Source organism: Bordetella genomosp. 11 (assembly GCF_002261215.1).
Classification (GTDB): domain Bacteria; phylum Pseudomonadota; class Gammaproteobacteria; order Burkholderiales; family Burkholderiaceae_B; genus Bordetella_C.
Genome location: NZ_NEVS01000001.1, coordinates 906,997 through 928,512 on the forward strand (window position 1 = coordinate 906,997; position 21,516 = coordinate 928,512).

At 65.3% G+C, this 21,516-nt stretch carries 18 protein-coding genes and 1 pseudogene; 10 read left to right on the forward strand and 9 right to left on the reverse strand.

Translation table 11 applies throughout. The features are described from left to right. Positions 1-28: 28 nt before the first annotated feature. From CAL28_RS04085 to CAL28_RS04105, 5 genes are all read right to left on the reverse strand, one after another. Positions 29-1,057, reverse strand: a complete 1,029-nt coding sequence (locus CAL28_RS04085) for a Bug family tripartite tricarboxylate transporter substrate binding protein (protein ID WP_094840102.1) — start codon at positions 1,055-1,057, stop codon at positions 29-31. 219 nt (positions 1,058-1,276) lie between these two features. Then, entirely contained in the window at positions 1,277-3,991 is a 2,715-nt protein-coding gene (gene acnA, locus CAL28_RS04090) for an aconitate hydratase AcnA (RefSeq protein WP_094840103.1), read from the reverse strand. 218 nt (positions 3,992-4,209) lie between these two features. Further along, positions 4,210-5,097: an isocitrate lyase/PEP mutase family protein gene (locus CAL28_RS04095; protein ID WP_094840104.1), complete on the reverse strand. Its 888-nt coding sequence runs from the start codon at positions 5,095-5,097 to the stop codon at positions 4,210-4,212. A gap of 4 nt (positions 5,098-5,101) precedes the next feature. Continuing rightward, positions 5,102-5,767, reverse strand: coding sequence for a GntR family transcriptional regulator (locus CAL28_RS04100; RefSeq protein WP_094840620.1), 666 nt, complete (start codon positions 5,765-5,767; stop codon positions 5,102-5,104). 138 nt (positions 5,768-5,905) lie between these two features. After that, positions 5,906-6,850 carry a LysR family transcriptional regulator gene (locus CAL28_RS04105; protein WP_094840105.1) on the reverse strand — a complete coding sequence of 315 codons (945 nt, stop codon included), beginning with the start codon at positions 6,848-6,850 and terminating at the stop codon, positions 5,906-5,908. 350 nt (positions 6,851-7,200) lie between these two features. Here CAL28_RS04105 and CAL28_RS04110 point away from each other — a divergent pair, with 350 nt between their 5' ends. The 4 genes from CAL28_RS04110 to CAL28_RS04125 all read left to right on the forward strand — a co-directional run bounded on the left by CAL28_RS04110 (position 7,201) and on the right by CAL28_RS04125 (position 10,662). Beyond that, the gene (locus tag CAL28_RS04110; RefSeq protein ID WP_094840106.1) at positions 7,201-8,637 is read left to right on the forward strand and encodes an NAD-dependent succinate-semialdehyde dehydrogenase; all 1,437 of its coding nucleotides are present in this window, start codon (positions 7,201-7,203) and stop codon (positions 8,635-8,637) included. Positions 8,638-8,650: 13 nt separating this feature from the next. Then, positions 8,651-9,022: a carboxymuconolactone decarboxylase family protein gene (locus tag CAL28_RS04115; protein ID WP_094840107.1), complete on the forward strand. Its 372-nt coding sequence runs from the start codon at positions 8,651-8,653 to the stop codon at positions 9,020-9,022. A 1-nt stretch (position 9,023) separates the two neighbouring features. Beyond that, positions 9,024-10,019 carry an NAD(P)H-quinone oxidoreductase gene (locus CAL28_RS04120; protein WP_094840108.1) on the forward strand — a complete coding sequence of 332 codons (996 nt, stop codon included), beginning with the start codon at positions 9,024-9,026 and terminating at the stop codon, positions 10,017-10,019. Positions 10,020-10,167: 148 nt separating this feature from the next. Continuing rightward, on the forward strand, positions 10,168-10,662 hold the full coding sequence (locus CAL28_RS04125; protein WP_094840109.1) for a VOC family protein: 495 nt from the start codon (positions 10,168-10,170) through the stop codon (positions 10,660-10,662). A 13-nt stretch (positions 10,663-10,675) separates the two neighbouring features. On the opposite strand, the pseudogene CAL28_RS04130 reads toward CAL28_RS04125, so the two are convergent. Together CAL28_RS04130 and CAL28_RS04135 are read right to left on the reverse strand one after the other, a co-directional pair. Beyond that, positions 10,676-11,256 (reverse strand): annotated as a pseudogene (locus tag CAL28_RS04130) (IS5 family transposase). 76 nt (positions 11,257-11,332) lie between these two features. Next, positions 11,333-12,220: a LysR family transcriptional regulator gene (locus CAL28_RS04135; protein ID WP_094840110.1), complete on the reverse strand. Its 888-nt coding sequence runs from the start codon at positions 12,218-12,220 to the stop codon at positions 11,333-11,335. A 98-nt stretch (positions 12,221-12,318) separates the two neighbouring features. Between CAL28_RS04135 and CAL28_RS04140 the strand changes: the two genes are divergently transcribed. Beyond that, a complete protein-coding gene (locus tag CAL28_RS04140; RefSeq protein ID WP_094840111.1) occupies positions 12,319-13,104 on the forward strand; it encodes a class I SAM-dependent methyltransferase in 786 nt (261 codons plus the stop codon). Positions 13,105-13,141: 37 nt separating this feature from the next. Here the strand turns inward: CAL28_RS04140 and CAL28_RS04145 are convergent, their stop codons facing one another. Next, positions 13,142-13,849 carry a GntR family transcriptional regulator gene (locus tag CAL28_RS04145; RefSeq protein ID WP_094840112.1) on the reverse strand — a complete coding sequence of 236 codons (708 nt, stop codon included), beginning with the start codon at positions 13,847-13,849 and terminating at the stop codon, positions 13,142-13,144. A 277-nt stretch (positions 13,850-14,126) separates the two neighbouring features. Here CAL28_RS04145 and CAL28_RS04150 point away from each other — a divergent pair, with 277 nt between their 5' ends. Genes CAL28_RS04150 through CAL28_RS04165 form a run of 4 tightly spaced genes read left to right on the forward strand, consistent with a single transcriptional unit; the run spans position 14,127 to position 18,718 of the window. Further along, positions 14,127-15,476: an MFS transporter gene (locus tag CAL28_RS04150; protein WP_094840113.1), complete on the forward strand. Its 1,350-nt coding sequence runs from the start codon at positions 14,127-14,129 to the stop codon at positions 15,474-15,476. Next, positions 15,469-16,263, forward strand: coding sequence for an SDR family NAD(P)-dependent oxidoreductase (locus tag CAL28_RS04155; RefSeq protein ID WP_254925977.1), 795 nt, complete (start codon positions 15,469-15,471; stop codon positions 16,261-16,263). The genes CAL28_RS04150 and CAL28_RS04155 overlap by 8 nt, the downstream gene beginning before the upstream one ends. A 45-nt stretch (positions 16,264-16,308) precedes the next feature. Continuing rightward, positions 16,309-17,298: a Bug family tripartite tricarboxylate transporter substrate binding protein gene (locus CAL28_RS04160; protein WP_094840115.1), complete on the forward strand. Its 990-nt coding sequence runs from the start codon at positions 16,309-16,311 to the stop codon at positions 17,296-17,298. 40 nt (positions 17,299-17,338) lie between these two features. Further along, entirely contained in the window at positions 17,339-18,718 is a 1,380-nt protein-coding gene (locus tag CAL28_RS04165) for an MmgE/PrpD family protein (protein ID WP_094840116.1), read from the forward strand. 28 nt (positions 18,719-18,746) lie between these two features. On the opposite strand, the gene CAL28_RS04170 is transcribed toward CAL28_RS04165, so the two are convergent. Further along, the gene (locus tag CAL28_RS04170; protein ID WP_176463864.1) at positions 18,747-19,748 is read right to left on the reverse strand and encodes a ketopantoate reductase family protein; all 1,002 of its coding nucleotides are present in this window, start codon (positions 19,746-19,748) and stop codon (positions 18,747-18,749) included. Positions 19,749-19,924: 176 nt separating this feature from the next. On the opposite strand from CAL28_RS04170, the gene CAL28_RS04175 reads away from it, so the two are divergent. Then, positions 19,925-21,478 carry a DHA2 family efflux MFS transporter permease subunit gene (locus CAL28_RS04175; RefSeq protein WP_176463865.1) on the forward strand — a complete coding sequence of 518 codons (1,554 nt, stop codon included), beginning with the start codon at positions 19,925-19,927 and terminating at the stop codon, positions 21,476-21,478. Positions 21,479-21,516 lie beyond the last annotated feature (38 nt).

Genomic DNA, 21,516 nt, shown 5'->3' on the forward strand with positions numbered 1-21,516 from the left:
TTCCGAGTGGTCTTTACGCGAACATTCCCTACGACGTCACGGACGCGCCGCTCGACTTCACCGCGGCGGCCCATTTCCTGCGCTCGGCGGCCAGGAAAACACGGGCTGCTTCCGGCGTCATCGGATGCGGCAGCGTGGCTTGCTGCTTGAGCGCTTCCTGGTACTGGGGCGTGCCGGTGGCGGCGGCGAAGGCCTTTTGCAGCATGGCCACCGTCGCCGTCGGCGTGCCTGGCGTGGCGACGGCCGCCCACCACGACGGGGCGTCCAGCGCGGGGTAGCCGGATTCAACCAGGGTCGGCACATCGGGCAACTGCGGCAGGCGAACGGCGGTCGTCACGGCCAGGGGACGCAGGTTTCCACTTTTGGCCAGCGCCACCGCCAGGGTCGACCCGGTAAAGCAGAAAGCGATGCGCCCGGCGCGCAGGTCGGTGGCCAGCGGCGCCGCGCCCTGATAGGGCACGTGCAGGAACTTCACGCCCGCCGAGCTGGCCAGCAATTCCGTCGTCAAGTGGCTGAGCGATCCCACGCCGTTGGAGCCGAAGGGAATCTCGCGCGGCTTGGCCTTGGCGCGTTCCACCAGTTCGGCCACGCTCCTGACCGGCAGGGTCAGTTCATTGACCAGCAGCACGTTGGCGTTGTCGCCCATCATGCCGATGTAGGGAAAGGTGGCGGGATCGTAGCTGAGGTGCTTGTACAGGCTTTGGTTGATGGCCATGATGGCCTGGCCCGCCATCAACAGCGTGTGGCCGTCGGCGGGCGCGCGGGCGACGTAATCGGCGGCAATGTTGCCGCCCGCGCCGCCGCGGTTTTCCACGATCACCGTCTGCTTGAGTTGTTGCGACAGTGCATTGGCGACGACCCGGCCCAGCGTGTCGGAGGATCCGCCGGCGGGGAACGGTATCACCAGGCGCACGGGCTTGCCGGCGAAGTCGTCCGCGCGGGCCGCGCGCCAGATCAGCGCGGCGAAGGGGGCGGCCGCCAGGCCGCGGATCAGCGCGCGGCGCGAGGGCAGGCGCGGCGCATACGCGTGGGAATGGGCATCTTGTTTGTCGTTCATCTTATGCTCCGGTACGGGCGCGTATCCGCGCGTCGTTCCTCTCCTCCTGGTTGACGATGGGTATGGCCCGGCACGGGCACGCCTTGTCCTGGCGTTCCTGTCCCGGCGTTCGTGTCCCTGCGTTCGCCGCTGCCCATCGCGCCGGGCCCGCGCAAGGCCGCCATGACAGGGGCCGCATCCGATCCTGGCGGCGCGATGCCGGATACGGTGCCGGTCGCTTCATCTTCCCGCCGTGGCGGCGTCAGGCAATAGCGCCCGCAATACGCTCATCGGGATTCCGCCGTCGGCCATCAGGCGCCGTTCGGCGGCGGTCAGCACCTGCGGGATCGTGTCGAAACGCACTTCGCGGCTGCCCTGGCGGGCGATCACACGGATCGGTCCACCCTCGCGGATACCCGCCTCGACGTTCTCGAAGCTAAAGGTTTCGTCGCCGCGCAATCCCAGCTGGCGCCAGCCTTCGCCGGGCAGGAAGGCCAGCGGCAGCACGCCCATGCCGATCAGGTTGGCGCGATGGATGCGTTCGAACGATTCGGCGATCACGGCCCTGACGCCCAGCAGCGCCGTGCCCTTGGCCGCCCAGTCGCGGCTGCTGCCCGTGCCGTACTCCTTGCCGGCGATGACGATCGTGGCGCGGCCCTCTTTGCGGTACGCATTGGCGGCATCGAAGATCGTCATGCGCGCGCGGTCGGGGAAGTGCAGCGTATTGCCGCCTTCCTCGCCGTCCAGCAGTGCATTGCGGATGCGGATGTTGCCGAACGTGGCGCGCGTCATCACATGGAAGTTGCAGCGGCGCGCGATATAGCTGTTGAACTCGCGCTGCGGCACGCCGGCATCGGCCAGGTATTGTCCGGGGGGTGTTTCCAGCGGGATTTCGCCGCCCGGCGAGATATGGTCGGTGGTCAGCGAATCGCCGAAGGCGGCCAGCACGCTGGCGGACTCCAGCGCCCGCGCCAGGCGTCCCAGGCTGTCGCCATCCGGTTCGTCCTTGAAGAACGGCGGATCGACCAGATAAAGCGATTGCGGGTCCCACGGGAAGCGCGGTCCCGATGGTGCCTGCATCTCGCGCCAGGCCTCGATATCCAGGTTGGCGGGATCGTAGACGGCTTCGAACAACTCGCGCGTACTGGCCAGCGGCAACACGGCCTGGATCTCCGCGGGCGTGGGCCAGACGTCGCGCATGTACACCGGTTGTCCATCGCGGTCCTGGCCGATCGGCTCCTTGTCCAGGTCGATGTCGATGCGGCCCGCAAGCGCATACAGCACCACCATGGGCGGCGCGCCGATGTAGTTGGCGCGGATCAGCTTATGGATGCGGCCCTCGAAGTTGCGGTTGCCCGACAGCACCGATACCGATACGAAGCGATCGCGCTCGATGGCCTGGACGACCGGGTCGGACAGGGCGCCCGACTTGCCGCCGCAGGTCGTGCAGCCGTAGCCGATCACGAAAAATCCCAGCGTCTCCAGGGCATCCATCAGCCCCGCCGCCTGCAGATAACGCGTGACCGTGCGCGACCCCGGTGCCAGCGACGTCTTGACCCATTCCGGCACGCGCAGGCCGCGCTCTACCGCCTTCTTCGCCAGCAGCCCTGCGGCCATCATCACCGTGGGGTTGGAGGTATTGGTACAGGACGTGATGGCGGCCAGCACGATGGCGCCATGCGGCAGGCGCAGCGGCTGGTCGCCGTCGGCCAATGTGGCGCGCTGGGCTACGTCGGCGTCCTTCGGCACCGCGAAACCGCCTTCCAGCGCCGGCTTGTGCAGGCGGTCGCGGAAATCGGCCGGGATCGCCGGCAGGGGCAGGCGGTCCTGCGGGCGCCGCGGGCCAGCCATGGACGGTACCGTTTCGGACAGATCGATTTCCAGCACGCGGCTGAACTGCGGCGGCGTTTCGTCGGCGTCTTCGCGCCAGAGGGCATTGGCACGGCAATATTGTTCCGCGCGTTCGATCACGGCGGGATCGCGGCCGGAGGCATGAAGGTATTCGATGGTGACCGCATCGACGGGGAAGAAACCACAGGTCGCGCCGTACTCCGGCGCCATATTCGCGATGGTGGCGCGTTCCGGCACGGCCAGCTCGCGCACGCCCGGGCCGAAGAACTCCACCATACTGCCGGCCACCTTGAATTCACGCAGCTTCTGCGTGATCAGCAGGGCGGCGTCGGTGGTCAGCGCCGGCGGCGGAATGTGGCCCACCAGCCGCACGCCGACGACTTCGGGCACCGGAAAGGTATAGGCATGGCCCAGCAGCGCGGCCTCGGCGTCGATGCCGCCCACGCCCCAGCCCAGCACCCCGATGCCGTTGATCATGGGCGTATGGGAATCGCCGCCGATCACGAAATCGGGATAGGCCCACTCGCCATCGGGCCGCGTTTCCTGTTGCACCACCGGGGAAACGAACTCCAGGTTCACCTGATGAATGATCCCGGTGCCCGGCGGAAACACGCGCAGGCCATTAAAGGCCTGCTGCGCCCACTTCAGGAAGCGATAGCGTTCCGCATTCTGCTTGAACTCGTACTGCATATTGCGCACGATGGACTGCGAATCGCCCCAATGGGTGACTTGCAGCGAATGATCCACGATCAGGTCCACGGGCACACGCGCATCCACGGCATCGACGTCGCCGCCGTGCCGCGCCACCGCATCGCGCAGCGCGGCCAGGTCCTGCAACACCGGCAGGCCGCTGGAATCCGGCAGGAACACCCGCGCGACCCGCAAAGGCAGGCCCGCGTCCACATGGTTGCGCCAGTCCAGCAGTGCGTTCAGCTCGTCGTCCGATACGTCCGCGCCCCAGCTTCGGTGGCGCGCCAGGTTCTCCAGCAGCACCCGGATAACGTAGGGAAAGCCGCGGATATCGCGGCCGGATTCCGCGGCGATCGCCGCGATATCGGTGTAGCGGACCGGTTGTCCGTCCAGTTGCAGGGATGATGCCGTCATGCCGTCTCCGTGTTTCTTATGTGCTCTTGTGCGACCGAGCAGATACGCCTGGCTAAGTGTGCTTTGCTGGATGCGCTTGGCTGAATGGTCTGGCTAAGTGGTCCAGCTAACTGGGGTGGGTAAGTGGGCAGGATAAGTGCGTTGGATAAGTGCGTTGGATAAGTGCGCTGGGTTATGTGTGGTGGGGGTTCCCTGCGCCTCACTGCTTCACGCGGCCCTCACTGGAAGCTTGCTTCCAGGCGATCCAGCTCGTCCAGGCCCACCAGCTCGCAAATATCCTCGAAACTGACCAGCAGATCGGCGCGGTCGGACACGATGCCTTTCTCCAGCAGGTCTTCCTTGAACACCGCCATGGCGTTCAACATGCCGCGAATCGCGGCGGCGCTGAGCAGGCGCGGATAGGTCACCTGCGCGACACCCAGATCCTGCAGGCGCGCCGGCGAAATCGACGGCGTCGTCGAACGCGCGCGGATGCCCAATCCCATATTCACCGACAGCGGCTTGGGCACATTGCGCACCACGCGCTCGATATCCTTCTCGCTGCGCAACGCGTCCGCGAACAGACAGTCGGCGCCGGCTTCCGCATACATATTCAGGCGGCGGATCGCTTCCTCCACGCCCAGCGGGGTGGCCGCATCCGTGCGCGCCTTGATGACGAAATCCGGATTCTGGCGGGCGGCGACAACGGCCCGCACTTTCTTGACCATGTCCTCGGCCGGGATAACCTGCTTGCCGGCCATGTGGCCGCACCGCTTGGGAAACACCTGGTCCTCGATCATGATGGCCGCCGCGCCGGCCTTCTCGAAGGCGCGCGCGGTGTAGTAGGCGTTGACCTCATTGCCGTAGCCGGTGTCCGCATCCGCTTGCAGCAGCAGCTTGGTGCAAGAGGTCAGGCGGGTGCAGGTATCGACGTTGTCTGTCAGCCCCACAATGCCGCGATCGGGCAGGCCCAGCCGGGATTCCGAAATGCCGGCCCCGGAAATGCCCGCCGTCTTGAAACCCATTTTCTCGACGAGCCGGGCGCTGAATCCGTCGTAGACGCCGGGCGTGATCAGGATCTCCGGCGCGTTGATCAATTCCTTCAGGGTGGGTTGCTGCTCGGGCATTTGCTCAATCCTCTTCAAGCTGCTGCTGCATGTGCTGCGAAGCACGTTGGATGTGGGAGCGCATCAGGGATTCGGCCAGCGCGCCATTGCGCGTTCTCATGGCCATGACGATTTGCGCGTGTTCCTCGAAGGCGGCGGTCTTGCGCTGCTGGATGGCGGCAGCATTGGTTCGGTATAGCCGCAGCAAGCTGTAGTTGTCCTGTCTCAGCGCGTCGATCAGGCGGCTGTTACCGCTGCCCTGGGCGACCCGGGCGTGAAAGTCGAAGCGGGGCAGGGACGACGGCGCGTCCTGATCCTTCAGGAAGTCGCCGTGCAGCGCGTGTTCGAGTTCGTCCAGGTCCTCGTCGGACATCCGTTCGGTGGCGAGCTTGCAGGCCATGCCCTCCAGCGCGGCACGGACTTCGAACAGCTCGATCATAGTGTTGACACTTAGCTTAATGACGCGCGCCTTCATGAAAGGGGTGCGCGTGATCACGCCGATGCCTTGCAGGCGCTGGACGGCTTCGCGGACGGGGCCCCGGCTGACGTTCAGGCGTTTGGCGAGTTCGAGCTCGTTTACGACCGCGCCCTGGGGAAAGCGGCCGGTGTAGATCTCTTGCAGCAATTGGCGAAAAACCGTTTCGCCACGCGGCATAGCGCCGGCCGCGCCGTCGTGTTCGATCGTCTCCATGTCCGCATCATCGACGAAGCGAAGCGGTACTGTCAACACTTTGCCGGTAGTGTCGAGCCCCGGGGAATTTATGTACAGATCAATGGCTTAGGGAGAAAAGGGGGCGGAGTGCTTCTCGCGTTATCCGGTGTCCCGCGTTCATACGAGTTCGCCGACCTTGATGGCAAGTTCGTTCGCGTAGGCGTTCAGCGGGTCACCCACATGCGTTTTCAGCACATCGATAAAACGCTTGATCTTCGCGTCGACGAATTGACGCGACGAATAAACCGCGTAGACGTTGCGTTGATAAGTGTGATATCCGGGCAGGACGCGAACCAGCGAGCCGTTGCGCAGGTCATCGATCGCCGAGAAGCCGGCGATCAGCCCAATTCCCGCGCCGTCTCGCAGCGCCGTGGACATGGCATCCATGTCGTTTACGCTGAAATGCGGCCCGACCGGGCGATATACCGCGCTGCTGTCCCCGCTTTCCAGATGCCACTCGTCCGGCACGTAATCGACCGTACTGAGAAGCACACATGTGTGATCGGCGAGATCCTCGGGCCGTTCCGGCGCGGGATGTTGCGCGAGATATCCGGGCGATGCCGCGAGAATGCAATGACTCACGCCTATCTTCTGGCTGACGTACGCGGAGTCTGGCAACGTGCGCGCGATCACCACCGCCACATCAAGTTGCTCTTCGAGCAAGTTGGGCATTCTTTGCGACAGTAGAAGATCGACCGATACATCGGGGTAAGCGCCCCGGTAGGCCAGCACGGCACGTGAAACGAGCTGCCGGCCCAGGCCGGGGACCGCGTGTACGCGCAACATCCCTCGCGGCGCCAGCAGCGCATCGCGCGCCTCGGCCTCCGCGAGATCGATATCCGCCAGGATGGCGACGCTACGTTCGTAGAAACGTCGACCCGCATCGGTTACGGCCAGCCGCCGTGTGGAGCGCTGAAGCAATCGTGCGTTCAGACTCTCCTCGAGTACCGATACAGCCCGCGAAATATTGCCGACCGTTGTATCGAGGTGATTGGCGACAGCCGTGAAGCTGCCCATTTCGACCACCTTTGCGAAAACCGACATGTTGTGAACCTTATCCATCGCGCATCCTTGTTTTCTATCATTCGTCGACCTGCCGCGTCAGGCCGGTTTCTCATCATAGGGCACCCACCCGGTTCGCGGCGCTATGCGTCGCGCGTCCATGGCGGACGATCGATTCATCACCTCTGTCCATCGAGGCGGCGGGATTTTCCCTCCAGGGACAACATTCATTCTTCCTGCCCCCACTAAATCACCGCCCGGTTCGCCCCTAGACTTGATTCCGTAGTCAGTCACCGGTTTTGCGCGAATCCCAGGCCGAGCGCCTCGCGCCACCACGGCTTGCGGCGCAACGGTGATAAATCGAATCCGCCTCCTATTGCAACCAATAATCGACCCCGGAAATTATTGCCATGAGCAGCTCTTACGACACCCTTCATCTTTTTATCGACGGCGAATGGATAGGCGCGGAGAATCGCGATACGGCTGCCGTGATCAACCCGGCCACGCGTCGAGAGCTGGGCCAAGTGCCACTTGCGTCAAGCGCCGATCTGGACCGTGCATTGCAGGTTGCGCAGCGCGCGTTTCACGTCTGGCGAAACACCGTCCCGGCCGAACGCGCCCGTATCCTCAAACGAAGCGCGGATCTGATGCGCGAACGAGCCGAGCACATCGCTACCCAGATGACGCTCGAAGAGGGCAAACCACTGGCGGAAAGCCGCGATGAAGTGCTGCGGGCCGCCGACTACTTCGAGTGGTTCGCTGAAGAAGCGCGTCGTATCGATGGCCGTGTGGTTCCGTCCAATCGGCGGGGCGTGCAGCAGCTGGTAAAGAAGCAGGCGATCGGACCCGTCGCCGCATTCACGCCCTGGAACTTCCCGGCTATCACGCCGGCACGCAAGCTTTCCGCCGCACTGGCTGCAGGGTGCAGCGTCATCATCAAACCCGGCGAGGAAAGCCCCGCGACAGCCCTCGCACTGGCGCGCGCACTCGATGACGCCGGGCTCCCCAAGGGTGTGGTGCAAGTGGTTTTTGGTGTTCCGGACCAGGTATCGAAGCACCTGATCGCTTCGCCTGTGGTTCGTAAGGTGACCTTCACCGGCTCGGTGCCGATCGGCCGGCTGCTGTCCGCACGCGCAGCGGAGGGCGTCAAGCCGATTACGCTGGAGCTCGGTGGTCATGGACCTGTTCTCGTCTTCAACGACGCGGATGTCGAAAAGGCCGCCGTCGAAGGCGTGGCGAACCGCTTTCGCGGTACAGGCCAGATCTGCATCTCATCGACGCGTTTTTTGATCCAGCGCGATGTCTACGACGAATTCGTCGGACACTTCGTGCGGGCTGCCAAGGCGCTCAAGGTCGGTGACGGTTTGGATCCGGAAACGCAAGTCGGCCCTCTGGCGAATCCGCGCCAGCTAGCCAAAATGGAAGATCTTATCGCCGACGCCGTGGCGCGCGGCGCGCAGGTGTGTGCCGGCGGCAGGCGAATGGAGGGCGACGGCTATTTCTTCGAACCCACCGTGCTCACGGACGTGCCGATGGACGCCCGGGTGATGAACGAAGAGCCTTTCGGCCCGATCGCGGTGCTGATGCGCTTCGACGATCTTGCGGATGGACTGGCGGAAGCCAACCGCTTGCCATACGGCCTGTCCGCGTATGCGTTCACCAATAATGCGCGTACTGCGATCGACGTGGCGGATGGTCTCGAAGCCGGCATGATCGGCATCAACCAATACCGCATCGTCGCGACCGAATTGCCGTTCGGCGGCATGAAAGAAAGCGGCCATGGGTCGGAAGGCGGTTCCGATGGCATCGAATACTACCTTACGCAGAAGTTCATCAGTCAGGCTTGAAAGGAACATCGCCATGTCCCACGCAGATTTCAGCAGCCCGCGCGAAGCGGCGCGTGCCTTTACCCCGAAACTCTCGGCATTTGTCGACGACATACTGTACCCGCGCGTCTGGAGCGACCCATCGCTGTCGCCACGTGATCGCAGTCTTGTCACCATCGCCGCATTGGTGACGGGCGGTCATTCCGATGAACTGCCGTCGCATCTCCATCGAGCCCTGTCCAATGGTGTTACCCGCGAAGAACTTTCCGCCGCGATTACGCACCTCGCCTTCTATGCGGGGTTTCCTGCCGCCATTTCGGCATCGGCAGCCGCCGAGGTGACGCTCGGTGTCCTGCCGCAGGTTGAAAGCGACACAGGCAATGCATCAGCAAACAAAGAGGATTGAAATGAAAGCCATCATATTCAAGGAGTTTGGGGAAGCCGATGTTCTTCAGCTTGGCGACGCTCCCGCGCCGGAAGTCCGGCCTGACGATCTGCTGGTGCGCGTACATGCGGCTGGCGTGAATCGAGCGGATCTTACGCACCGGCGAGGCGGCTATGGCCGGCCGGACTTCGGTGACTCTACGATCATGGGACTGGAGATCGCCGGTGAAGTGATAGGTACTGGAAGTGCCGTGCAGGGTTATAAGGTCGGCGATCGCGTGATGGGTGTCGTTGGCGGCGGCGCGTACGCAGAGCTCGCGCGCATCGATTGGAGAATGGCAATGCCGATTCCGGATGCACTCGACTATGTCCATGCTGCCGCGATACCCGAGGTTTTCGTGACCGCGCACGAGGCGCTTGTGCATCTGGGACGTCTCCAGCGCGGCGACTCGGTGCTTATCCACGCCGCAGCGGGAGGCGTGGGTTCGGCTGCAGTTCAACTGGCTTATGCCACGGGCGCGACGATTTTTGCGACCGCCGAGGCCGGGAAGCTGGAACGCGTTGCCCAGTTTGGCGTGGATTATGCGATTGACTACACAACCCAGGATTTCGCCGAGGTCGTCGCCGACAAGACAAACAAGCGTGGTGTGGATGTCGTCATCGATTTCGTTGGTGCCCCGTATTTCTCCCGGAATGTGGCGTCGCTCGCAAACGGAGGCCGGCTGGTGCAGGTGGGCATTCTGGGTGGAGGCGGCGAAGTCAACATCGGCCTTGAACAGATCCTGTACCGTCACCTGCAGATCATAGGTACGGTGATGAAGTCCCGCGCGCAGGCCGAGAAACATGCAATGGTACGGCGTTTTCGCGAGCATTGGCTGGAACGCTTCACCGGTGGCTCAAGTCTGGAACCCGTCGTCGACAGCACGTTTACGCTGGAGAACGCCGCGCAAGCCCATCGTCGGATGGAGTCATCGTTGAATGTAGGGAAGATCATTCTCACGATGGACGTCCGGACCTAAGGTACGGTATCCCGCGCGCGAGGCTGGAAGTCTCCGCGAGCTTATGGTCAAAACTCAATCAACTGATTGATGCGTAGTGGATTTCGTGATTCGGTGGTTATAGGTCACGGGAGTGCTAGGATGCTGATCACACCTTTGGAGAGAATTCATGCCTGAGGAATCGAACTTCGCCGTGCGTCGCGCCGACCATGTCGGCTTCTCCGTTGCCTCGCTGGACTTAGCCCTTCGTTTCTGGGTTGAAGGATTGGGTGGGCAGCTAGTTCGGACCGGCGATATGGGTGGCGAATTCCTTGGAGAGGTGACCGGGGCTCACGGAGCTTCCGTCCGCATGGCCATCGTATCCCTGGCAGGGCAGATGATTGAACTACTGGAGTATCGAGGTGTCGATTTACAACACCGAGCGTCCAGGCCATTCGATCCAGGATTTGCTCATCTAGCTCTTATCGTGGACGACATAGACAGGGTTCTGGCACGGATTGCAGTCTACGAATGGAGACCACAGGGAAAGCCGCAGGTGATCTCTGGCGGTGCCCGAGCGGGAACGAAGGTGATCTACGCCGTCGGCCCCGATGGCGCGACTATCGAGTTCATGCAACCGCCAGAGGCTACCAAAATCACAATGCAGATTGAGTCTGGGCCCTAGGGCTGAGACTCGATCAGAGCCAGAAGGCTACAGCCGTGGCGAGGGCTACTGCGGAGAGGAAGTTGGTGGCGAGCTTGTCGTAGCGGGTGTGGATGCGCCGGAAATCCTTGAGGCGGCAGAAGGCGTTCTCGATCAGGTGGCGGCTCCGGTAGCGCTGTTCGTCATATCGGATGATGCGCTTGCGGTTACGGCGGCCCGGTATGACGGGTGTGGCGCCGGCCTCGCGGGCCAGGCGGCGTAACCGGTCCGCATCATAGCCTTTGTCGCCGAGGAGGTATCGCATCGGTCCGGCCCGCTCGAGAAGGGCGGGAGCAGCCTTCATGTCGCTGACATTGCCGGGTGTCAGCATCAGGGCATAGGGGCGGCCGACGACGTCAGTGAGCGCGTGGACTTTGGTCGTCCAGCCACCGCGCGAGCGACCGATCGCCTGCCGTAGTCGGCCGGGCAATCACACCAGCGGCAGCCGACCTTGAGAACATGCAGGATGCCGGAGATCACACGCCGATCATCGACACGCCGTGCCCCAAGCTGGTTCTTAGGCAGATGCGGTTCGATCGCCGCCCACGCCGCATCCGACAACCAGAATAAAGCCATACGCCACCTCCCGTGATCCACGCACAAGTGAATCAGGAAAACTGTGCTTGCTCACCCCGCTGATTGAGTTTCGACCCTAGGCAGCCGAGCGCGCCATGTCCACAAACCGCTGGACCAACGCCGACGCGGGATCGCGGAACACCAAGGTCAATGGAATGGTGAACGAGGACTTGGCATCCAGCTCCCGATAAATCACGCTTCCCTGATGAATCGCATCCAGCGCCCGCGGCACGACGGTAATACCGCGCCCGGCGGACACCAGGGTCACCGCCGATAACAACCTGGACACATCAGCGACGATGCGCGGGGCGAAACCGGCCTTGCGGCAGGCCGGCATCAATTCGTCCTGTATGCCCGGACCATCGGCACGTCGATAGAAGATCCAGGGCTGGTCCGCGAGATCCGCCATCGCGATCGCCTTGCGCCGCTTCGCGAGTGGATGCCCAGCGGGCAGGGCAACGACCATCGGCTCGTGCGCCAGCACGACCGCACGCAACCCCGGATACCGATCGGACGACGAGCGTACGAACGCGGCATCCACCGCATCGCCGGCCACCGCTTCCAGCAGATCCCGCGTGGCGTTCTCCTGGAATTCCAGTTCGACGTCTGGATGCTCGGCGTGGAACGCGCGCATCAGGCGGGGCACCAGGGGATGCAACGACGCGGAACTGGTATAGCCGACGGCGATGCGGCCGGATTCGCCGCGTGCTGCCTGCCTGACGCGGGCGACCGCATCCGCCGCATCGGCGAGCAGGCGGCGGGCATCTTTCAGGAAGACCTGGCCCGCTGCGTTCAGCTTGATGCTGCGCGGCGTGCGATCGAAAAGCCGTACGCCCAGTTCGTTTTCCAGATCGCGTATCTGCTGGCTGAGCGGCGGCTGTTGGATGCCCAGCCGCAGCGCGGCGCGCGTCATGTGCTGTTCTTCGGCGACGGCGACGAAGTAACGCAGGTGTCGGAGTTCCATGGATTTTTGAAGACGAAAAACATATTCATATGGAACGAACAATATATTTTACATATGGCTAATGCGCCTTCAGAATTCGAGCAAACCGGAGACAGGTAATGAGCATCGATTTCCATTCTGAAGCGGTGAAGGACACCTACGCGCATCGCGAAGCGCATGCGGATTGGGCGAAGGCCATGGAGGCGTTGGCGCGGCCGGCCGGCAAGCGGGTGGTGGACGTGGGCTGCGGCGGCGGTATCTACTCGCTGGCCTGGGCCGACCTGGGTGCCGCGCGCGTAACGGGCGTCGATTTCTCCGAGGTCATGGTGGACACGGCCACGCGGCAGTCCGATGGACGGCCCGGTCTGTCGTTCCAGGTGGGCGCTGCCGACGATACGGGACTGCCGGCGGGCAGCGCCGATGTGGTGTTCGAACGCGCGCTGATCCATCACCTTGCCGATTACACGGATTGCTTCCGCGAAGCGGCGCGTCTGTTGTCGCCGGGCGGCATGCTGCTGGTGCAGGATCGCACCGTGGATGACGTGCGGTTGCCCGGCTCGGCGCAACATATACGCGGCTACTTCTTCGAGTGCTTTCCCCGCCTGGCGGCCTTCGAGTCGGGGCGGCGCCCCAGCGACGGCCGCGTACGGCAGGCGCTGGAGGCGGCCGGCTTTGGCGGGATCGAGTCGCGCACCTTATGGGAAACGCGCAGGACGTATGGGGATTTCGAAGCGCTGGCCAGCGATCTGCGCGCCCGCACGGGGCGGTCCATCCTGCACGAGTTGAGCGATGCAGAGATCGAGGAACTGATTGGCTTCATTCGCCAGCGGGTTCCGGCCGGCTCTGCAATTGTTGAACAGGACCGGTGGACGATTTGGTCGGCGATCGCGGCGCGTGTTGGCTGACGCGCAGCCGCAACCCGCGTTCCGCAGCGGCCGGCGCCTAAGCCGGTATCCGCGTCGGCGCCGGGCTTTCTTCCAGATGATGCGCGGCGACGGCGCGCTGGAAGCCGCTTTCCACATGCTGCCGCATGGCGCGCGCCGCGATGTCGGGGTCGCGGGTGGCCAGGGCGTCGAGGATGGCGCGGTGTTCCGCATGCGAAGCCGATGAACTTCCCGCCAGGGAGAAGCCGCGCCGGCGCAGCAGGTGTATTCGGTTGACCACCTGCCGATACAGCCCCAGCAGCGTCGCATTGCCGGTCATTTCCACCAGCCGGTCGTGGAAGGCCAGGTTCAATTCGAAGTAGCGATTGACGCCGTCGCGCGCCGAGGTGGTTTCCAGTTCGGTCAGCATGGCGCCCAGTTCGGCCAGCTGTTCCTCGGTGATGCGGGGCGCAAGGCGGCGGCCGACCATTTCGTCCATGCCGGCGCGGACGTCGTAGAGCTCGGCGGCTTCTTCGTCGGAGAGGTCGCGGATGAACACGCCGCGGTTTTTCTCCAGGCGTACCAGGCCGGCTTCCTCCAGCGCGCGAAAGGCTTCGCGCAGCGGGCTGCGGCTGACGCCCAGGCGCTGGGAGAGCTCGCTTTCATTCAGGCGCGAACCGACGGTCAGTTCCCCGGACTTGATGCCGCGCAGGATTTCCTCCTGCACCAAGCCCGAGAGGGTCATGGAACGCAATAGATCGAAGGGCGAGGCGGCATTGGGCGGCATGGGGGTACGACCTTGGTGTGACGATGGACTCTTCCCACATCCGTGGGCGCGCCGGCTTAACTTCAGCGCGCGGTAAGGATATCAAAAGTACTGTATGCCGCAGATTGTAGAATCGTCGACAATCTGTAGAATGCAATTCTTTCGAGGCGGTGGCAAGTACCACCGCCCGTCTGGGCCCGCGGGGGCATCCAACCAGGAAGCAGGCAAGGCGCGGCAACAGCGCCGAATACCGGCAGCGTCCCAAGGCGCTGGCGGCAACCCCGTGGAGTCGAGACAAATGGTCGCTATCAAGGCGAGGATGTTTCGTGGCACGCCGGGCAGGGTGTTCATCCTGCTGTGCGCCATGTATTTCATCGAGTATGTGGACCGGGTGAACCTGTCGGTGGCGGCGCCGCTGATCAAGCAGGAATTCGGGTTGAGCAATACGCGCCTTGGTGTGGCGCTGGCCGCCTTCGGCTATTGCTATGCGATCTTCCAGATCGTCTGCGGCTATCTCGGCGACCGCCTGGGGCCGCGGCGCATGCTGGCGCTGTCGGGTGTGGTGTGGGCGCTGGGTACGCTGGCAACCGGCTTCGCGACGGGCCTGGGCGGCCTGATCGTGGCGCGGCTGCTGGTGGGCACCGGCGAGGGCGGCACCATACCGGTCGCCACGCGCGCCATGAGCAACTGGGTGCCGCGCGAACGTCGCGGATTCGCGCAAGGGTTCACGCACTCGGCCTCGCGGGCGGCCGCGGCGCTGACGCCGCCTCTGGTCGTGTTCATGATTCCCTTCGTGGGGTGGCGCGGCTCGTTCATGGTGATGGGCGTCATCAGCCTGGTCTGGGTGGCGCTGTGGTACGGCTACTTCCGCGACGATCCCCGGGACCATCGCGCGATCACGAGCGAAGAGCTGGCGGCGCTGCCGCCTTATACCGACGCCGCGCGCGGGCAGGATGGCAAGCGCGCGCCGGTGCCCTGGCTGGCGCTGCTGCGCCGCATCCTGCCCGTGACCATCGTCTTCTTCGCGCACGCCTGGGCGCTGTGGATGTACCTGAGCTGGCTGCCCAGCTTCTTCGTATCGCACTTCCACATCGACCTGAAGCACTCGGCGTTCTATACCGGCGCGGTGTTCCTGGCTGCCGTGGTCGGCAATACCGCCGGCGGCATGTTGACGGACTGGCTCTACACCCGCACCGGCAAGGTGAACGCGGCGCGCCGCAACGTGGTCATCCTGGGTTTCGGCGGGTCCATTCTGTTCATGTCCGGCGTGCTGTTCGTGCAGGACGAGACCGTGGTGGCGCTGTGCCTGGCCGCCGCGCTGTTTTTCCTGGAGCTGAGCGCGGGGCCGGTGTTCGCGACACCGATGGACGTGGCGCCCGCCTATGCCGGCGTCGCCACGGGTTTCGTCAGCACGGCCGCGGGACTGGCCGCGGTCATCTCGCCCATCACCTTCGGCTACATCGTCGATGCCACGGGTAGCTATACCTCGCCCTTCGTGGTGTCGATCGCGATTCTGGCGGTGGGCATCGTGATGTCGTTCTGGATGCGGCCCGACAAGGTCTTGCAGGCCGGGACGCCGGTGTCCAAGGCCAAGACCCCGGCATCCGGGGCACCCGTCATGGAATTCAGGAGTCCCGCGCATGAGTGAAGCAGCGATGAGTGAAGCAACGGCAAGTGAATCGACGAACCGGCCCTTGTCCGGGCGGGTGGCCATCGTCACGGGCGCTGCCCGCAATATCGGCCGCGCCATCGCGGTGGAACTGGGGCGGCAGGGCGCCGATGTGGTGGTGAACGCGCAGCGATCGGCCGACGAGGCGCGTGAAACGGCCGCGCTGGTGGAGCAGGCCGGCGGCAGGGCGCTGATGCATCTGGCCGATATCTCGAATCCGGAAGGCGCGCAAAGCCTGGTCGATGCCGCGGTGGCGCGCTTCGGACGCATCGACATCCTGGTGAACAACGCGGCGATCCGTCGCGAGTCCAGCTTCGACGAGCTGGACTGGGCGCAATGGCGCGAGGTCACCGGCGTGATCCTGGACGGTGCCTATCTGTGCGCGCACGCCGCCGCGCCCTGGCTGCGGCGCTCTCCGGCGGGCGCCATCGTCAATATCGGCGGCATGTCCGCGCACGGCGGGTCGGCCGGCCGCGCCCATGTGATCGCCGCCAAGATGGGGCTGGTCGGGCTGACGCGCGGCCTGGCCCACGACCTGAGCGGCGACGGCGTGACGGTGAACTGCGTGGTGCCCGGTTTGATCGATACGGCGCGCGGACATTCCGCGCAAGGGACGCCGGCGCATCACGCGAAGCATTCGACGCTGCTGGGACGGCGCGGCACCCCGCAAGAGGTGGCCGATCTGGTGGCGTTCCTGTGCGGGCCCAAGGCGCGCTATCTGACCGGGCAGACGATGCACGCGAACGGCGGCGCCTATCTGGGCTAGCCGTGGACGACGGCCCGGCGACACAAGGATTTTCCAGGAGACGACATGAAGATGGTACTTACCCCCGCGCGCATCGCGGCACGCGCGTGTTTGGCGCTGGCGTTCGGCATGGCCGCGCAGGCCGCCCACGCGCAGGCCGATTATCCCAACCATAAAGTCCGGGTGATCGCGCCGCAGGGGGCCGGCGGGGGCGTGGACGTGGTCGGCCGCCTGCTGACGGAGCAGCTTTCCCAGCGGCTGGGGCAATCGTTCTATATCGAGAACCAGGGTGGCGCGGGCGGCATCATCGGGGCGTCCGATACGGCGCGCGCCACGCCGGACGGCTACACCCTGATGATCGCTTACGTCGGCACGCACGGCACCAATCCCGCCGTGCGCAAAACCCCCTACGACGCCGTGAAGAGCTTCACGCCGGTCGCCATGATCGGCGGCACGGCGAACATGCTGCTGGTCGGACCGCACCTGGATGTGAAGACGCTGAAGGATTTCGTGGCCTACGCCAAGCAGAATCCGGACAAGCTGAGCTACGGCACCTCGGGCAACGGCACGCTGAATCATCTGGCGATGGAAGAGTTCAAGCATGTGGCCGGCTTCAATGACCTGTCGGTGCCGTACAAAAGCATGAGCGAGGCCCTGACCGACGTCATCGGCGGCCGCGTGCAGACGGTGTTTCCCGGCGTGGCGGCGGGATTGCCCGCGGTGCGGTCGGGCAGGGTGACGCCGCTGGCCGTTACCGGCGAGAAGCGCCAGGCCGTCCTGCCGGACGTGCCGACCTTCCAGGAGCTGGGCTATCCCACGATGCAGGCGCTGACCTGGTATGGCGTGGTCGGCCCCGCCCACATGCCGCAGGCCGTGACGGACAAGCTGAACGCGACGGTCAACGACATCCTGAAGTCGGCCGAGTTCCAGCAGAAGCTGCAGCAGATCGGTATCGAGCCGATGCCGATGACCCCGTCCCAGTTCGGCGACTACATCGCCAAGGAAGTACGCACGTGGACGCAAGTCGCCCACGACAGCAACATCAGCATCGATTGACGCCGCCGCGCGTCATCCACCGATTTCGACAGGAAACAGCATGTCCGAAGCAAGCAAGAACCCCGACGTATCGATATCCCAGCGGCTGGCGCGCGGCATCCTGGCCGCGCGGCCGGAGAACGCCCCCGGCGCCCGCGAAACCGGCCGGCGCATGGTGCTGGATATCGCCGGCATCTGCATCGCGGCGCGCGAGCAGCCGTATGTGGCGGCGGCCATCGCGTCCATCGACGCGGATGGCCCATGCACGGTGCTGGGCCATGCCCGCAAGCTGGGCGTCGAAGGCGCCGCCTTCGTGAACGGCATCGCCGCCCATGGCGAGGACTTCGACGACACCTTCGAGGGCGGCCCGGTGCATGCGGGCGTGGTGATCGTGCCCGCGTTGATCGCGGCGGCGGAACGCCATGGGTTTTCCGGGCAGGACTTCCTGCGCGGATTGGCCATCGGTTCCGAGATCATGTGCCGCCTGTGCGCGGTGGCGCCGACCAAGGTACACAAGGCCGGCTTTCATCCGACGGCGGTGTTCGGCGTGATGGGCGCCGTGGCCGGCATCGGCGCGGCGCTGCGGCTGACGGAGCAGCAACTGGTCGATGCCTTCGGCATCGCGGGCAGCATGGCATCGGGCATCATCGAATACCTGGCCGATGGCTCGTGGACCAAGCGCATGCATCCCGGTTGGGCCGCGCAGTCGGGCTATCGCGCGGTGCGGCTGGCTTTGGAAGGCTTCAAGGGGCCGCGCACCGTGTTCGAAGGTTCGCACGGCCTGTTCCATGGCTTCGCGAATACCCTGGCGGGCGACTTCGACGCGATGATGGCGGGCTTCGGCGATACCTGGATCTGGCCGACCATCGCCTTCAAGCCCTATGCCTGCGGGACGATGTGCCATCCCTATATCGACTGCGCGCGCGAGTTCGGCAAGCTGGGCCTGGATCCCGCGTCCATCGCCAGCATCGAATGCGAAGCGGCGGAGGGCGTACTGCACCGCCTGTGGGAGCCCCTGGACCAGAAGCGCAGGCCGCCCAATGGCTATGCCGCGAAGTTCAGCGTGCCGTATGCGATCGCGGTGGCGATCGTGCGCGGCGATGCCGGGCTGCGCGAGTACGACGACGTGATCGTCAAGGACCCGGCCATCCTGGGCGTGGCTTCCAAGGTGTCGTATGTGGTGGATCCCCAGAATCCCTATCCGAAGCAGTTCACCGGCCATGTGCGGGTGAAGATGGCCGACGGCTCTGTGCATGAATTCCGCCAGGGCTACTTCAAGGGCGGCGCGGAACACCCGCTCAGCGATGAGGACCTGATCCGGAAATTCCAGGCGAATTGCGCGTATGGCGGCTTGACCGAGGCGGATGCGCGGGCGCTGCTGGCGCATATCGAGGGCGCCTTCGATCGCGCCTCGGTGGATTTTTCGTTGTGCAGCCGATAGGGATCGCGTAGCGGCGCGGACGCGGGCGTCAATCGCGGGACAGCCGCAGCGACCGGTCCAGTCCGCGCATCAGCGGCAGCACGCCGTCGATATGCGGGCAGGGCACGCCGGCTTCCCGCGCGAATGCCTGCAACTGGCCCAGGATGGCTTCCACTTCGGTGGGGCGGCCGGCCAGGGCGTCCTGCAGCATGGACGGCCGCATGCCGCCTACCGGCTTGTTGCCGGCCGGGCCGCCGCGACGCAGCGCCGAGCGCGCTTCTTCGGCCTGGTCCTCGACATGGTTGCCCTGAGCGGCGGCGATGGCCACGAGTTCGGCGATGATGCCATCGCCGATGGCGAGCAATTGCGGATCGCTGGCCAGTTCATTGGAGGGCAGCCGCGTCAGGGCGCACAGCGGGTTCAAGGCGGCGTTGCGCATCAGCTTGGACCAGACTTCGCGCCGCAGGTCCGCCGGCGCCTCCGCGCCGAGGCCGGCGTGGCGCATCAGTTCGATGGTGGCGCGCAGCCGCGCGCTGTCCGCGCCATCCGGTTCACCCAGCAGCCAGCGGTTCGGTCCGGTATGGCGCACCACGCCCGGCTCGATGACTTCCGTGGGCGCATACACGACGCAGCCCAGCACGCGTTGCGGGGTGAGCGTGTTCCATAGCGCGCCGTCCGGATCCAGCAAGGGCAGGGGGCCGGGATCGGGCAGGCCATGCTTCCACCACCACGTCAGGCCGTTGGTGACGAAGACCGCGTGGCCGCCGGGCTTGAGCAGGACGGCGATGGCGGAGGCGGCGGCCGGCAGCGCGTAGGCTTTCAGCGTCACGAAAACGATATCCTGCGGCGGCAGGTCTTGCGGCCGGTCCACGGCATGCGCGGGGCGCGCGGCAATGTCGCCGCCGGTGGAGAGCACGCGCAGGCCATGGGTCTGGATGGCCGCCAGATGCGCGCCGCGCGCGATCACGGATACTTTCGCCTGCCCGTCGGCGGCCAGCCGCGCCGCCATGAAACCGCCGATGGCGCCCGCGCCGAAAACGCATACGTCCATGTCTTTTTTGCTCCTGGCGCGCGAGGCGCGATCGACGGGAGAGCGGCGCTGCCGGCGGCGCGATACAAGGCCTGGATCCGGCCCTGGCCGGCGCCGGGGAAAGCCGCGAATTGCCAGAATAGCAGGACGGGCCTCGCGGTTCCGGCGCATGGCGGGACATGCTACCGTCACGAGCGATGACTTCGGATCCCGCCACCCCCTGCGCGCCGTCCGCCAGGCCTTTCCTGCTGGCGGCGACCATCCTGGCGTCGTCGATGGCCTTCATCGACAGCATCGTGGTGAACGTCGCCCTGCCGGCGATCCAGGGGGAGTTTCATGCGGGCTTTGAAGTCCTGCAGTGGGTGGTCAACGGCTATGCGCTGATTCTGGGCGCGCTGATCCTGATGGGCGGTGTGCTGGGCGACCGTTATGGGCGCCGGCGGGTTTTCACGACCGGCATCGTGCTGTTCGCGCTGGCGTCGCTGGCCTGCGCGCTGGCGCCGTCGGCTGGCGCGCTGATCGCGGCGCGCGCGCTGCAAGGGCTGGGCGGCGCGCTGCTGGTGCCGCAAAGCCTGGCCATTATCGCCGCCGCGTATCCGAAGAACATACGTGGACGGGCGGTGGGCATATGGGCCGCGGCCGCGGCGCTGACCACGGTGTCGGGGCCTGTCCTGGGCGGTGTATTCATCGACCTGCTGTCCTGGCGCGCGGTGTTCTGGATCAACCTTCCGCTGGCGCTGTTGGCCGTCGCCCTGACGCTGCGCTTCGTCCCGGAAACCTACGGCGCGATTCGCGGCGCCACGGACTGGCTGGGCGGCTTGCTGGTCACGGCGGGGCTGGCGCTGGTGATCTACGCGGCCGGCGAATTGCCGCAGGCGCATCAGGGTCGCGGCGCGCTGCTGGCCGTGCTCGCGGCCGGCGTGTTGACGCTCGCCGCCTTCGTGGTCCACGAAGCGGGATCGCGCGCGCCGCTGGTGCCCTTGTCCATCTTCCGGTCGCGGGTGTTCAGCGCCACCAACGGGATCACCGTGGGCCTGTATTTCGCGCTAAGCGTGGTGTTTTTCCTGCTGCCTTATACGCTTATCCAGGTGCATGGCTATAGCGGGTTGCAGGCGGGGACCGCGCTGATCCCCTTTGGATTGGTGATGGGTTTGTTGTCGCCGCTGGCCAGCAGGCTGGGAGATCGCTGGGGACTGCGCGCGACCTTGAGTACCGGCGCGGGCCTGGTCACGGCCGGATGCATGGCCTTCGCGATCGTCGAAGGGCGCGGCGCGATCGACTATTGGACAGGCTATCTGCCGGCCTTGCTGCTGATGGCGGTCGGCATGACGATCAGCGTCGCGCCGCTGACCACCGCGGTGCTGAGTTCCGTCGCCGACGAGGAATCGGGTGTCGCCTCCGGCATCAACAACGCCGTCAGCCGTATTGCCGGCGTGCTCGCCGTTGCGGCGGCGGGCATGATTTCGCTGGTGTCCTTCCCGTATTACCTGTTCCATCGCCTGGCGCAGGCGGCTGTCGACGACGGTACGCGCGCGGCCCTGTTGGCGGGAGCCTCCAGGCTGGCGGCCCTGCGCGCGCCGGATACGGCGGCGCCGCACACGGCGCAGATGCTGCATGGCCTGATCCTGGACGCCTACGTCGGCAGCTACCGCACGGGCATGGCGGTCGCCGCCATCGCGGCGCTGACGGCCATGGCGATCGCGCTGCGTTATCTGCCCGCGCGGGTGACGCCGGGGATGGGCGGCAGATAGGGCGGCGCGCGCACGCTGTCCGGGATGCGCATGCGGCG

Excerpts from the sequence above, each read along its gene's own strand:
- CAL28_RS04085 (WP_094840102.1), bottom strand. The coding sequence starts at position 1,057 with ATGAACGACAAACAAGATGCCCATTCCCACGCGTATGCGCCGCGCCTG.
- acnA (WP_094840103.1), bottom strand. The coding sequence starts at position 3,991 with ATGACGGCATCATCCCTGCAACTGGACGGACAACCGGTCCGCTACACC.
- CAL28_RS04095 (WP_094840104.1), bottom strand. The coding sequence starts at position 5,097 with ATGCCCGAGCAGCAACCCACCCTGAAGGAATTGATCAACGCGCCGGAG.
- CAL28_RS04100 (WP_094840620.1), bottom strand. The coding sequence starts at position 5,767 with ATGGAGACGATCGAACACGACGGCGCGGCCGGCGCTATGCCGCGTGGC.
- CAL28_RS04105 (WP_094840105.1), bottom strand. The coding sequence starts at position 6,850 with ATGGATAAGGTTCACAACATGTCGGTTTTCGCAAAGGTGGTCGAAATG.
- CAL28_RS04110 (WP_094840106.1), top strand. The coding sequence starts at position 7,201 with ATGAGCAGCTCTTACGACACCCTTCATCTTTTTATCGACGGCGAATGG.
- CAL28_RS04115 (WP_094840107.1), top strand. The coding sequence starts at position 8,651 with ATGTCCCACGCAGATTTCAGCAGCCCGCGCGAAGCGGCGCGTGCCTTT.
- CAL28_RS04120 (WP_094840108.1), top strand. The coding sequence starts at position 9,024 with ATGAAAGCCATCATATTCAAGGAGTTTGGGGAAGCCGATGTTCTTCAG.
- CAL28_RS04125 (WP_094840109.1), top strand. The coding sequence starts at position 10,168 with ATGCCTGAGGAATCGAACTTCGCCGTGCGTCGCGCCGACCATGTCGGC.
- CAL28_RS04135 (WP_094840110.1), bottom strand. The coding sequence starts at position 12,220 with ATGGAACTCCGACACCTGCGTTACTTCGTCGCCGTCGCCGAAGAACAG.
- CAL28_RS04140 (WP_094840111.1), top strand. The coding sequence starts at position 12,319 with ATGAGCATCGATTTCCATTCTGAAGCGGTGAAGGACACCTACGCGCAT.
- CAL28_RS04145 (WP_094840112.1), bottom strand. The coding sequence starts at position 13,849 with ATGCCGCCCAATGCCGCCTCGCCCTTCGATCTATTGCGTTCCATGACC.
- CAL28_RS04150 (WP_094840113.1), top strand. The coding sequence starts at position 14,127 with ATGGTCGCTATCAAGGCGAGGATGTTTCGTGGCACGCCGGGCAGGGTG.
- CAL28_RS04155 (WP_254925977.1), top strand. The coding sequence starts at position 15,469 with ATGAGTGAAGCAGCGATGAGTGAAGCAACGGCAAGTGAATCGACGAAC.
- CAL28_RS04160 (WP_094840115.1), top strand. The coding sequence starts at position 16,309 with ATGAAGATGGTACTTACCCCCGCGCGCATCGCGGCACGCGCGTGTTTG.
- CAL28_RS04165 (WP_094840116.1), top strand. The coding sequence starts at position 17,339 with ATGTCCGAAGCAAGCAAGAACCCCGACGTATCGATATCCCAGCGGCTG.
- CAL28_RS04170 (WP_176463864.1), bottom strand. The coding sequence starts at position 19,748 with ATGGACGTATGCGTTTTCGGCGCGGGCGCCATCGGCGGTTTCATGGCG.
- CAL28_RS04175 (WP_176463865.1), top strand. The coding sequence starts at position 19,925 with ATGACTTCGGATCCCGCCACCCCCTGCGCGCCGTCCGCCAGGCCTTTC.